This is a genomic window from Fibrella aestuarina BUZ 2 (assembly GCF_000331105.1).
GTDB classification, from domain to species: Bacteria; Bacteroidota; Bacteroidia; order Cytophagales; family Spirosomataceae; genus Fibrella; species Fibrella aestuarina.
The window spans coordinates 4,389,304-4,402,644 of record NC_020054.1; the positions used below are offsets into that span (position 1 = coordinate 4,389,304).

General features: G+C 54.9%; 10 protein-coding genes. 5 read left to right on the forward strand and 5 right to left on the reverse strand.

Going from position 1 to position 13,341, the window contains the following annotated elements:
* Positions 1 to 72: 72 nt before the first annotated feature.
* A complete protein-coding gene (locus tag FAES_RS17955) occupies positions 73 to 1,134 on the reverse strand; it encodes an ion channel (protein ID WP_015332652.1) in 1,062 nt (353 codons plus the stop codon).
* Between the two features lie 132 nt (positions 1,135 to 1,266).
* On the opposite strand from FAES_RS17955, the gene FAES_RS17960 reads away from it, so the two are divergent.
* Positions 1,267 to 3,921 (forward strand): DUF5686 and carboxypeptidase regulatory-like domain-containing protein, encoded by a 2,655-nt coding sequence (locus FAES_RS17960; protein ID WP_015332653.1) that lies wholly within the window; start codon positions 1,267 to 1,269, stop codon positions 3,919 to 3,921.
* 125 nt (positions 3,922 to 4,046) lie between these two features.
* Positions 4,047 to 4,982, forward strand: coding sequence for a polysaccharide deacetylase family protein (locus FAES_RS17965; protein ID WP_015332654.1), 936 nt, complete (start codon positions 4,047 to 4,049; stop codon positions 4,980 to 4,982).
* 92 nt (positions 4,983 to 5,074) lie between these two features.
* Here FAES_RS17965 and FAES_RS17970 read toward each other — a convergent pair whose 3' ends face one another.
* Positions 5,075 to 5,596 (reverse strand): acyl-CoA thioesterase, encoded by a 522-nt coding sequence (locus FAES_RS17970; protein ID WP_015332655.1) that lies wholly within the window; start codon positions 5,594 to 5,596, stop codon positions 5,075 to 5,077.
* An 83-nt stretch (positions 5,597 to 5,679) separates the two neighbouring features.
* Positions 5,680 to 7,179, reverse strand: coding sequence for a glycine--tRNA ligase (locus tag FAES_RS17975; protein ID WP_015332656.1), 1,500 nt, complete (start codon positions 7,177 to 7,179; stop codon positions 5,680 to 5,682).
* Positions 7,180 to 7,298: 119 nt separating this feature from the next.
* On the opposite strand from FAES_RS17975, the gene FAES_RS17980 reads away from it, so the two are divergent.
* Entirely contained in the window at positions 7,299 to 8,327 is a 1,029-nt protein-coding gene (locus FAES_RS17980; protein ID WP_015332657.1) for a ComEA family DNA-binding protein, read from the forward strand.
* A gap of 661 nt (positions 8,328 to 8,988) precedes the next feature.
* Here the strand turns inward: FAES_RS17980 and FAES_RS17990 are convergent.
* Both FAES_RS17990 and rbfA read right to left on the reverse strand, forming a co-directional pair.
* Positions 8,989 to 10,215 carry an ABC transporter permease gene (locus tag FAES_RS17990; RefSeq protein ID WP_015332658.1) on the reverse strand — a complete coding sequence of 409 codons (1,227 nt, stop codon included), beginning with the start codon at positions 10,213 to 10,215 and terminating at the stop codon, positions 8,989 to 8,991.
* A gap of 77 nt (positions 10,216 to 10,292) precedes the next feature.
* Positions 10,293 to 10,667, reverse strand: a complete 375-nt coding sequence (gene rbfA, locus FAES_RS17995; RefSeq protein ID WP_015332659.1) for a 30S ribosome-binding factor RbfA — start codon at positions 10,665 to 10,667, stop codon at positions 10,293 to 10,295.
* Positions 10,668 to 10,832: 165 nt separating this feature from the next.
* Between rbfA and FAES_RS18000 the strand changes: the two genes are divergently transcribed.
* Both FAES_RS18000 and FAES_RS18005 read left to right on the forward strand, forming a co-directional pair.
* The gene (locus FAES_RS18000; protein ID WP_015332660.1) at positions 10,833 to 12,248 is read left to right on the forward strand and encodes a hypothetical protein; all 1,416 of its coding nucleotides are present in this window, start codon (positions 10,833 to 10,835) and stop codon (positions 12,246 to 12,248) included.
* Between the two features lie 172 nt (positions 12,249 to 12,420).
* On the forward strand, positions 12,421 to 13,275 hold the full coding sequence (locus FAES_RS18005) for an LOG family protein (RefSeq protein WP_015332661.1): 855 nt from the start codon (positions 12,421 to 12,423) through the stop codon (positions 13,273 to 13,275).
* The last annotated feature ends 66 nt before the right edge of the window (positions 13,276 to 13,341 follow it).

Here is a 13,341-nt window from a genome sequence, read left to right on the forward strand (position 1 = left end):
AATGTATAATGGGTTAGGAGCATTGTCCATCATCCATTATACATTGTTCATTATACATTCATCACTGTGCCGTTAATTCAACGAGACGGGTTCGGTTTCGTCAAGTTGGTTCAAGTCGACGGTTACGGTGCCTTCGCCGTCCATGCTGCCGCTAAACATGGGCTTGAATTTTTCGCCCCACCGCACTTCATTGTAGCGGTACGAGTAACGGCAGTGCACGGTCTGGTTGAAGGTGTCTTCGACGCCGCGCAGCAAAATTAGAAACTCCGCGTCAGAGTCGGCGAGTTGTTCGGCCGTGCAATTGTAGAGCGGGCTGTCGTCGGTGATGGGGTGCACCAGCGTCCAGTTGGCCGGAAAGAAGTTGACCTTAGTCCGTTCCAGTTTCAGGCCATAATAGCGGCGGTAGCTACTGCCATCAGCTTTGGTTTCGAGGCGCGACAGCGACACCTCCACCTGCACGTCGATCAGCTGGTTGCCGCGCTCGTTGATGATGCGGAACATCCAGCCATTAATGTCGAGATACGGCGCAAAAACGGCGTTTCGGGAAAAGCGGATATGAGCCACCGGGCGCGAAAAACGGCCATAGAGCAACCCCGTCGCCAGCGCAAACAGCAGCAGCCCAAACATCGACTCGATGGCCGCGAGGCCGCTCGTCCAGTAACCGACGGGGCTGATGTGGCCATAACCGACGGTGGTGAGCGTTTGCGAGCTAAAGAAGAAAGCGCCCATAAAGCGCCCAATCGGCGTATCGGGCGTTACATTCTCGATACCCGACAGGTTTTCGTAGCCCAGCAGGCTATAGAGCGTGGCAAACACCACATTCGACGACAGGTAGAACGTCAGCACGAGCCCCAGAAACTTAATCCACGGGATGGTGATTAGTCGGTGGTAGATGTTGATGCGATTCCAGAAGCCTTCGTTGCGCCGGTTGACGTTGAAGGTGCCGTCTTTGTTGATCAGCCGCGATACCGACTCGTTAATGCGGGTACCAAACCCGAGGTCTTTGCGTTGCTCTTCCTGCTCAACCAGTTCGCTGTTACCCCGGTGCTGATCGACAAGCCGCTGCTTCGGACCACGTGCCGCGGCTTTGTCGCCCGCCGCCCGTTTCGGTTTACTTGTATCACTTGAGTGCATAGGTGGGTTGGTTGTGCTGATAGTACAATTCTGACGGTCGTTTGATTCAGAGACAACTAATTTGGTCAAACGGGCATCTACAGAGCATTAACCATTCGTTATTTAGCGTACGTGCAACCTGGCTTTCCCATCATGAAACAGTTTACGTTTTGCCTGCTCTTTCTTTTTGTTACCTGTTCAGCGTTGGCGCAGGGTATTCGGGGCGTCGTTAAAGCCGGTTCGGGCGAGGCGATGTCGTTTGCCACGATCTCGGCCAAGGGCACTACCACCGGCACCATCGCCAACGAAGAAGGCCGCTACGAACTGGCCCTGAAGCCAGGCCAGTACGAGATCGTTTTTCAGTTTCTGGGGTTTAAGTCGGAAGTGCGCCCGGTCACGATCGGGAATGAGTTTCTGGAACTGAACGTGACGATGGCGCAACAAGCCATTAATTTACAAGACGTTAAGATCGGCAAAAACACCGAAGATCCCGCCGTCAGTATTATGCGCCGGGCTATTGCCAAAGCGCGTTTTCACCAGCTACAGGTAAAAAGCTACGCGGCGCGGGTCTATACGCGCTCGTCGGTGACGGTAACGAAGCTCCCGATGACGTTTCTGTACCGGGAGCAACTCAAAAAAGCCGAGAAGGAAGCCAATTTCAAGGTGGGGCGGCCGATGCTGAACGAAACGGTGGCTGAGGTCAACTTTACCTCACCCAACACCGTACGGCAGAAAATCGTGGCCAACCGCAACTCCCAGTTCGATCAGGTCGTGCCGAGCAATTATTACGAAGCCAACCTGTATAAACCCAAATTGCTGGGAGCGGCCTCGCCCCTGGCGCCCAATGCGTTTTCGTACTACAAATTCGAATATGGGGGTACGTTCCGCGAGCAGGGTGCCGACGTCTCGAAGATCAGCGTGATTCCCCGCCAATGGGGCGACGGCGTGGTTCGGGGTACGTTGTACATCATCGAAGATACCTGGGCGGTGCACAGCCTGGACGTTGAAACCCGCACCGACGAGGGCTTCAACATCCGGCTCAAGGCGGTTTGCAGCCCGATCCAGAATGTCTGGATGCCCGTCAGTCAGCAATTTTCGTTCAATGGTTCGTTTATGGGGGCCGAAGCCAACGGGCAGTATGTGCGCAGCCAGACGTTCCGCTCGTTCGTGATTAACCCCGCGTTTGTGGAAGACATTAAAGTGGTGGACGAGCGGTTCAACGCCCCACCGCGCACGCTCACCAAAGGCGATGTGAAAAGCGGGACGTTTGCCGATCAGGTGGCGAAGCAAAAGGAGTTTTCGACCAAAAACCTGAAGCAGCTCGTCAAGCAGTACGAAAAAGAAGAGTTTAAGAACCGCAAAAAGCAAGACCCGAACGTGGCCGTCGTGCGCGACGACTCCACGGTGATCGATTCGCTGGCCCGCAAACGCAGCATGGCTTTCTGGGATTCACTACGGTCGGTGCCGCTCACGCAGGCCGAGCAGGTCAGCTACAAGAAAGCCGATAGCCTGGTGGTGGTGCGAACGGTACAGGCCCGCACCGACAGCGTGAAAAAGGTTAAAACCAACAGCCGGGGCAAGAACCCGCTGAATCTGCTCTTTTTCGACACCAACTACAAGCTCTCGCGCAAGGCTACCCTTACCTGGACCAGCCCCATTAACCTCGAGAGTGCCTATTTCAACACGGTGGAAGGCTGGCCCATCACCGCTTCGCTCCGGTACAATCAACGGCTCGACAGTCTTCGGCAGAGTCAGTTTTCGCTGGGCGGCGTGGGGCGTTACCAGACCGGCCGCGATCAGTTTGTGGGTTATGGCACCGCCACGTATCAGCAAAAACGCACGACCGTGGGGCTGTCGGGTGGCCGGTTTGTGGCGCAGCTTAACCCCGACAATCCCATCAGCCCGATCATCAACACGATCACGACGGTCTTCTTCGAGCAGAATTTTATGAAGTTGTACCAGAAAGATTTTGCGCGGATCGATTTGTCGACCCAACCCCTCGACGGCCGGCTGACCGTGGGGGGCAGCGTTGAATGGGCAAACCGGACCGAACTGACCAACTTCCGCGAATCGATCAAGCCGTTTATCGATTGGAATCAGTTCCGCTATACCCCCAATCGCCCCGCCACGAGCGAGGTACCCAGCGCGGGCTTTGTTGACCATAAAGCCTTGACGTTGAATCTGTTTACGACCCTTCGACTGGGTCAGGTACGTTACCGCATCCGTAACGGGCAACGGGTACGGCTTCGCAACGACGATGCCCCCACCCTGACGCTCAACTACCGCAAGGGGATCAGCGAGTGGGCCGGCTCCGATGTCGATTACGACTTTGCCCAGGCTACCTGGCGCCATTCGTTCGATACGGGCATCCGCAGCCGATTGGCCTACCAGCTCTCGGCGGGTGGTTTCCTGACCAACCGCTCGGTCTTCTTCCCCGACTTCAAGCATTTTCAGGGCAACGAGTTTTTCTTCCAGATCGGCGATCCGGTCAGTTCGTTCCGGTTCCTCCCCTACTACCAGTTTAGCACCCGCAGCCGCTTTGCCGAAGCACACGTGCTGGGTGAGTTCAGGCAATTACTGCTAACCCAGCTAACGCCGCTTCGGCTGCTCGGCCTGAAAGAAAACTTGTTTGTCAATTATTTAGCCACGCCCGCCAGCCAGAATTACACCGAAGTCGGCTACGGAATCGACGGCATTATCCCGGCCGTGTTCCCCTTCTTCCGGGTGGAAGTAGTGGGTCGTTTTCAGGGTGGAACGTACCTGGGAACGGGGGTACGGATCGGAACGACGCTGAAATTCGGTCGGTAACGACGTACCTACGGGCGGGAGTTGGGAACGTCGACCGTTGGTACAAATTGCTGACGCGGGCAAGACGCAATCCCTTGCGTCTCTACATATCCCATATATTTACGGAAACGCACATTAACCGTTCCATGTACAAACCTGTATTGACCGCCCTGTTGCTGGCGACGTTTGCTTTAGGTTGCAACGTAAAAAGCAAGAATGTCGAGGACGACAAGACGGCCTCAGCCCCCACCACCACGACCGTAACGGCAGAAGGCGATGCCGCCGCCAAGGCAGACGCGAAAACGGATGAAGCTACCGCTGCCCCAGCGACCGATGCGGCCAATATTCCAGCCGGTAAGATAGCCGATGCCGCCACGATTCTGAGCCGGAAGCAGGTGCCGATTCTGTGCTACCACCAGATTCGGGAGTGGCGCGGGTCCGACTCGAAGAGTGCCAAGGATTACATCTGCCCCACCACCGTATTTGCCCAGCACATGCAAATGCTGGCCGACAGCGGGTACCACGCCATTACTGCCGATCAGCTCTACGCGTACCTGACCACCGGCGCGGCCCTGCCCGAGAAACCCGTCTTTCTGACGTTCGACGACGGCGACCTCGATCAGTATGAGAATGCCCTGCCGATTCTGAATAAGCACGGCTTCAAGGCGATGTTTGGGATCATGACGGTGGCCATTGGCCGCCGGGGCAAGCAGCCGTACATGGACAAAACGCAGATCAAAGACTTGGCCGACAAAGGGCACGAAGTAAGCTGCCACACCTGGGATCACCACAACGCCAAGAAATACACCGCCGCCGACTGGACGACGCAGGCCGTGGAGCCCAAGAAAAAGCTGGAAGACATTACGGGCAAACCCGTGAAGTATTTCGTCTACCCCTTTGGCCTCTGGAACCACGAAGCCGCCGCCGAGCTGCAAAAGCTGGGGTATCTGGCCTCGTTCCAGTTGTCGGAGAAAAAGCGCGACGAGCAATACCCGCTGCAAAGTGTTCGCCGCATCATCGCCAGCGGTTACTGGTCAGCCAAAACCCTCCGCAACAGCATGGTGGGGAGTTTCAAAGGGTAACCGTTTCTTTGCTAGTAAACGATAAGGTCCACTGTGGCTGGCGCATAAATAAGCTTGCGCCAGCCACAGTGGACCTTATCGTTTACTGCTACTTAGATGTTATGCTGTAAGCTCTTCTTGATCTCCTTCACCCGATCATTGAAGGTAAGCTCCTGAATATCGACGTCGGGCATTTTGGTGGCGTCGAGCAGGTCCATCACGGCGGGGTGGTGCGGGATGCGCTTACCCGTTTCGACGCTGATGTATTTCGAGGTTACCCAGAGCACATTCTTCAACTGCGCCTTGCGGTCGTCGGTCATGTAGTATTCGGTCACGGTGGTGTCTTCGTCGAAGAAAATTACCCGCGACATAATCCGCACCCACTCGCTGACGTAGGCCGGCCGCACGTAGGCGATCTGATGCTGATAGACGACCCAGCTCGATTTGTATTCGTGAAACAGCTGCGCCGGGGCAAAGCCGTAGAGCTTCGCCACCTGATCTTCACGGGCGTTGAAGTAGTAATCGAAATACTTGGCGTTGTTGAGGTGCTGCAACGGGTCGCAGTCCTGAAACCGAATAATCATTCGCGATTCGGTCTCGACCGGGTACGTCCGGCTTGGGTCACGTTGGAACATGATACTTTTCGCTGTCCAAGGCTCATTATCCAACGTGGCTGGCGCATTGGTCAGCCACGTTGGATAATGAGCCTTATCCCTGTTTACAGTTTTTCTAAAATCCGCTCCACCGATACCTCGTGGCCGATGCGGGCTTTCAGTTCGCTCACCGGCACCCGAATCTGCTCGGTAGTGTCGCGGTACCGGATAGTCACGGTGTCGTCTTCGAGTGTCTGGTAATCGACGGCGATGCAGAACGGCGTCCCGATCAGATCCTGGCGGGTGTAGCGTTTGCCAATGGCGTCGCGCTCTTCCATAATCACCCGGAACTCCGATTTCAGCGATTTCACAATCTGCTCGGCTTTCTCGGGCAGGCCATCCTTCCGCACGAGCGGGAACACGGCGGCTTTCACCGGTGCCAGAGCCGGGTGCAGCTTCAGGTACGTCCGTTCTTTCTGCTGCTCACCTTCGCCGACGGTCTCTTTCGTAAACGCGTTGCAGAAGGTTGCCAGGAAAAGCCGGTCAGCCCCTACTGACGTTTCCACCACGTACGGGATGTAGTTGCCGTAGGGTTTGCCCGTGGCAGGGTCAACGTCGTTGTCGAAGTACTGCTGTTTCTTTTTGCTCAGTTCCTGGTGGGCTTTCAAGTCGAAATCGGTACGCGAGTGAATACCCTCGATTTCGCGGAAGCCAAACGGGAATTTGTACTCGATGTCGACGGCCGCGTTGGCATAGTGGGCCAGCTTTTCGTGGTCGTGGAATTTCAGGCTGTCGGCGGGCAGGCCAATCGCCTGATGGAACCGCATCCGGGTTTCTTTCCAGCTGTTGTACCACTCCATTTCGGTGCCGGGGCGCACAAAATATTGCATCTCCATTTGCTCAAACTCGCGCATTCGGAAGGTGAACTGCCGCGCCACGATCTCGTTACGAAACGCTTTCCCGATCTGGGCAATTCCGAACGGAACGCGCATCCGGCCCGTTTTCTGTACATTCAGAAAGTTGACGAAAATCCCCTGCGCCGTTTCAGGGCGGAGGTAGATCGTGCTCGCGTCTTCGGCCACCGAACCCACCTGCGTCGAGAACATCAGGTTGAACTGACGTACCTCGGTCCAGTTTTGCGTGCCTGAGATCGGGCATTTGATGCCTTCGGCGATAATGAGGTTCCGAACGCCGTCGAGGTCTTCGGCACCCAGCAAGCGACCCATTTCTTCGAGCAGGGCTTTGCTGCGGGCTTCGTCGCCCGCATTGGCGTACTCTTCGGCTTTGGCTTCGAGAAGCTGGTCGGCCCGGTAGCGTTTCTTCGAGTCGCGGTTGTCGATCATCGGGTCGTTGAACGAATCCACGTGGCCCGACGCCTTCCAGGTGAGCGGGTGCATGAAGATGGCCGCATCGATGCCCACTACTTCGTCGTGCAGCTGGGTCATGGCCTTCCACCAGACCGTTTTGAGGTTATTTTTCAGTTCGACGCCGTTCTGACCGTAGTCATAAACGGCCTGAAGCCCATCGTAGATTTCGGACGACGGGAATACAAACCCATACTCTTTGGCGTGGGCAATGATGTCTTGTAGCGTGGTAGCCGGGGCGGCTGCTGGGTTGCTCGTCATAATGGCCGCAAAGATAGGCGTTCAGCGCATTAGAACGCTGAAAAGGGCAAACCTACAGATGTGCCCAAAATTCATTTAGTTTGTCGTCACGTACCCACCAACGCCGTAACGACCGCATCATGAAACGCATTCTGCAAGAAATTGCCGATTACTTTGCCATTGGCTATAACGAAGCCCGGGGCGTCTTGCTCCTGCTCCTGATCACGTTCTTCGTGCTGCTCGGCACGTTGCTGTACCGGCAGTTCTGGCCCGATACCAGTCGCGATACAACCGCCGCCGATCAGCGCAAACTGGATAGCCTGGTCGCGCTGATGCGAACCGAAGGCGCCGCCGACGAACAGCGTTTCCGCGAGCAGCGCCGACAGGGCTACGCCTCCCGCCGGGATGAGGACGCTACCACCGCCGAGCACTACCGGGAAGTGAAGCCGTTTCCGTTTGATCCCAATACAGTCAGCGTGGCGGGTTGGCAGCAATTAGGCCTGCCCCGATGGCTGGCCCAGCGCATCGACAAGTATCGTAGCAAAGGCGGGCGCTTCCGCAAGAAGGAAGATCTGCTGCGTATCTACGATTTCCCGCCCGAGGCCTACGAGCAACTGGAAGCCTATATCCAACTGCCTAACAACGTACCCAGCGCAACGCCGTCCAGCCCGAACGTAGCGGCAGGTAACGTACCTACCGGGGCGCCGCCCAGTAACGTACCCAGCCCCACGGCAACGGCAGCACCCACCCGCGAGCGATACACAAAACCAGTGCCGCAGCCCTTCGATATCAACACCGCCGACAGCACCCAGTTGATTGCGTTGAAAGGGATCGGTTCCAAAATAGCCGCCCGCATTCTACGCTTCCGCGATGATCACGGCGGGTTCGTTTCAACCGCTCAGTACGCCGAGATCTACGGCCTCGACTCCATCAATCTGGCGCAACTGACGACCTATGCCCGCATCCTGTCGCCGGTACGCAAAACGCCGATCAACACCGCTTCGGCGGCCGATCTGGATCGGTTTCCATTTCTGTCACGCCGGCAGGCCGAGGTGATCGTCAACTACCGCAACCAACACGGCGCCTACACCTCGCCCGAATCGCTCAAAGCCGTCCGCATCCTCGACGCCCGCACAATCGAGCGTCTTACGCCTTATCTGGTGTTTTGATGGTACCTGTCATTGGTGGTCGTTGCTTGTCATCCGCTGAAAGAAGCAAGTAATGACCACCAATGACAATGAATGACAATCACCTAACAAAAAAGACCCTGCCGGTGAAAGCAGGGTCCAATGATCAAGTTACGGTACGATTGGTTTGGGTATTCGTTTACGCGTGATACTTGATTGGCGTAGTAATGGCGGGTACCAAGTATCGGTTACTCACTTTTTCTGTTACGGCATTTACTTTAAACTGGTTACGGCAGACGCGGAATCACTAATAAAAACGCAATACGGTTTTTTTCCTGGGCCAAAAGGTTGGTAACCCGCTGGTCATGAACGCACCGATTGGCTTGTTGGCCAACAGTTGAAATTGTTTCTCAACAGAAGGGATGGTAGCAGTTGTCTGTTTACCAACCTCCCGGTACAATTCGTCACCTAGCATTGACGACAGCAAAACGAATTGATCAATGTTCATAGTTAATGGTATCTCATAAAGGTTATGCAAAGTTCTACAGACTTAGCAGACTATCCAAGTATTACCACAAATTGTTACTAAATTTTAATGTAAAAACTACTCAATTATTAATCAGATCCGGCCGTGTAGTTACTGAAAATATGCTATTTGATTCATGAGACGCATAAAATGGGTCGAGGTAACGTACCGTAAAAATTAATTTTGCTTAACTCCAATCTGCTGGGCAGCCCGCTGAGCGGGGAAATAGGAGATCAAAAAGGTGACGAAAATCACCACCGCGCCGGTCAGCACGATGTCTTCGGACCGGACCCGTACGGGATAGGCACTCACGATAGACGAGGGGGTTCCGAAGCCAACCAGCCCGTAAGTCTCCTGCAAATAACAGAGCAATAGCCCCAGCGCTAGCCCGACCACGGCCCCGGTCAGCGAGATGATGGCCCCTTCAGTCAGAAAGATGCGCCGGATAAGTGACGGTGCCGCGCCCATCGCGCTCATGATGACGATGTCCTGTTTCTTTTCAAGCGCCAACATGGAGAGCGAAAAGAACGTATTGATGCTGGCAATCAGGATGATAAAAGCGAGCGTAATACTGACAAATATTTTTTCGTAGCTGATTGCCCGAAACAGGTCACGGTTCAGCTCGTCGCGTGTACTAACCACCAGGCTTTGAGGCAGTTGCTCCTGAATTGCCTCTTTCACAGCCTGCTCATCGGCATCGGGCGTCAGTTGCATTTCCAGCGACGAATAGTCATCGGGGCCATAACCCAACAACTCGCGGGCGGCGGCCAGCGGGATCAGAACAAGGTCATTGTAGTTGGCGGCTTCGATAAAAAATACGCCCGACACGCCCAGTTGCTGTTGACGAAACGACTCGGGCGACAGCGACGAGAGCCGTTTGCCACGCTCCGGATAAAACAGTTCGAGCGGCGTCAGGATATCCTCGGGTGAGATGGTCAGTTCGTTACGCACGCCCTCGGCAATGATGGCAAAGTTGTAGCCGTTCTGCCGCAACACCAGTCGGCCTTCTACCAAGATCGAGTCAAGTTGATGGCGTTGCAGGTACGTGCTGTCGACGCCCTTGATGCGCACTACCGTCTGCCCGTCGGCATAGCGCGCCAGCGCATTATCGGCGGCCACGGTAGTGAGTAGTTGTACGCCCGGCACCCGACGTAGTTTGACGATCGTCGACGCCGGCATGGTGAACCGCTTTCCCGTCGTTGGCAGCACCGATAAATCTGACTCGAACGACTTAAAAATCTGGCGGTTCAGTTCCTCCATCCCGTTGAAAACCGATAGCACGACAACGAGCGCCATCGTGCCCACGCCCACACCCAGCATGGCCAGAATGGAGAGATAGCTAATAAAACTCCGCTTGCGCCGCGAAAAAAAATACCGCCGGGCAATGAAAAAAGGAAGGGTCATGCGTGTGAATGTACAATGGACGATGCAACATGAACAATGGAGCGGGTCAACACTCCATTGTTCATAGTCATGACTGACTACTCCTTGTCATCGTCTGTTGCGGGCGGGATAACCAGGCCGGCGAAAAGCTTGTCCATCTTGTCGGCGTACTCAGCCGTATCATCGATGTAAAATTGAAGATCAGGCACAATACGCAGTTGGTGCCGCACCCGTTCGCCCAGCAGCTGCCGGATCGACCGCCCTTTTTCCTCGACGGCTTCCAGCAGCAGCTGCTTGTTTTTGGCCGCCAGAAAACTCAGGTATACGCGGGCAATGCCCAGATCGGGCGAGACCCGCACGTTGGTGACGGTGATGAACGCCCCGTTGAAGGCATGCGGCAACTCGCGCTGAAAAATTTCGCTCAGGTCTTTCTGTAGTTGGCGAGCTACCTTTTGCTGTCGTTTCGATTCCATAGGGCAAATATCCGTAATTTCGCTCTGCAATAGTTTTCGGTTTCTAGTTTGTGTGTTTTCAGTTGTCACGTCGACAGATAACCTGTCGATTGCAACAGACCGGAAAACGCACCCACTTTACATTGAAAACACGTTGCTAAGTCAACTCATTTCTGCCTTCGTAAGTTGCTCAGCTTTTTCCGCTCTTTCGCACCCTACCAATATATCAGCCTGCTGGTGGTGCTTTCGCTGATCCGGTTCCCGTTGTTGATTGCGCCTCCCCCCCTGCTCATTCCCGAACTGAACTGGATGCTGGTTGGCGAACAGATGCGGCAGGGCTATACCCTGTACAGCGACATCTGGGATAGCGTCAGCCCGTTTTCGGCGGGCGTCTATTGGCTCATTGATCTGGCCGTGGGGCGATCGCAGGGGGCCTACTGGTTTCTGGCTACTGCCCTTTCCGTATTCCAGATCGTTTATTTTAACTACGTCATGAACGCGCGCGAGGTATTTCCTGAGCGCTCCTTCTGGCCCGGCCTGATCTACGCCCTGTTTCTGAACCTCTCGTTCGACTGCACCACGCTCTCGCCCATGCTGCTGTCGACGACGTTTCTGCTGCTGGCTTTTGGCTCGCTGGTGAAGCAATTGGGGCGGCAGGGCGCTACCGACGAAGTGTTTGAGATGGGCGTCTACGTGGGCATAGCGGCATTGTTTTACCTGCCCTCGGCCCTGTTCATCATCTGGGCCTCGTTCTCGCTGCTATTCTTCACGGGAGCAACCCTGCGGCAACATTCGCTTACGCTCTTTGGCTTTGCGTTCCCCATCCTCTTGGTGGTGCTGTACTACTACCTCAACAACACGCTCGACGATTTTAACCGCAACCTGCTCACGTCGGTCTTTCGCGTTCGGCAGTATGACCTGAGTGATTTCAAGACACTTGTCATCTCCCTTATTGTGCCGCTCACGGTGGGCGTATTTGGCTTTCTGAGTCTATTTAACAGTGTTAACCGGTACGTCAACTTCCAGCAACGTACCCAGCAGATTATGTTGCTCTGGGTGATTACGGCCGTGCTGACCATCCCGCTCATGCCGTTTCTGGCCCCGATGCTATTCCTCTCGTTTGTACCACCGATGGCCTTTTTTGCGGTGCACTATTTCGCCAACGTACGACGGGTGTGGCAGCGGGAACTGCTTTTTCTGCTGGTCTTTCTGCTGATGGTGGGGGTCTTTTACCAGGGCGCAATTGGGTTGCTTCCGGGCGTCGAAGTAGGGCGGCTCAGCAGCCTGCGCGTGAAGTCGTCAACAATCCCAGGCCGGATTCAGAACCAGAAACTATTGATCATCGACGAGGATATCAGCGGCTACCGGTACAACCGCCCCGCCACGCCATACCTCAACTGGGACCTGGCCAAGTACGACCTCCGCAACCTCGACAGCTACGACGCGGTGATCAATGTATTCGATCATTTTCGGCAAGATCCGCCCGATTTCATCGTCGACCGGCAGCAGGTGGTTCCTAAACTGTTCGAGCGGGCACCGGCGTTGGGGGCGCAATACAAACCCACGGAGACGGCCGGTATCTACGAACGGATCAACCGGTAGATTCACCAGCGGGCAACGCGAATGACCGCTGTGCCCCGGCCCCCTTTTAAGTGGCATTTGGGTTTTCTGAAACCTGACTATATCGATTTGGTAAGTGAATAAAACTCAAATCGTAAAATCAGCGTTATACTCCTCCGGCAATGCCGGATTCGGACAACGATACCTATAGTTTATGGAACAATTGAATGCCCCTTCACCCAACACTACCCCGCAGGAAGTAAACACGGGCCCTGGCTCGAAAGAAACGACGCACCGTTCTGAAGCGCAGAGTACGACCCAGATTGAAAAGGAATTACCCAAACGCGACGAACTGCTGCTGACCCCCGATGAACAGCGCATCAAAGAAGCCTTCAAAGACCGGAACTGGAACGAGGTAAAGACTGCTGATTCGTGGGTTATTTTTAAAGTAATGGCCGAGTTTGTGGAAGGCTTCGATAAGCTGGCCCAGATTGGTCCATGCGTGTCTATTTTCGGCTCGGCCCGCACCAAACCCGATAACCCGTATTACACGATGGCCGAAGAGATTGCCGCCAAACTGGTGCGGCACGGCTACGGCGTGATCACGGGCGGGGGGCCGGGTATCATGGAGGCTGGTAACAAAGGCGCTTTCGAGCAGGGCGGCAAATCGGTTGGCCTCAACATAAAACTCCCCTTCGAGCAACACAGCAACATTTACATCGATCCCGATAAAAACATCAACTTCGATTTCTTCTTTGTTCGGAAGGTGATGTTCGTCAAATACGCCCAGGGGTTTGTGGTGATGCCGGGTGGTATGGGTACGTTGGATGAGCTTTTCGAAGCCCTCACGCTGATCCAGACTAAAAAAATTGCCCGCTTCCCGATTGTGCTGGTTGGCAAAGCCTACTGGCAAGGCCTCATCGACTGGATCATGGACGTGATGCTTGGTCAGGAACACAACATCAACCCGGAAGACATGAAGCTCATCAGCCTGGTGGACACCCCCACCGAAGCCGTGAAAGTCATCGATGATTTCTACGACAGATACCTGATGAAACCCAACTTCTGATCATTGCAGCTTCATCACAAAACCAATCGCTTCAAAATAGAGAGGCTCGGTTCATTACCGGGCCTC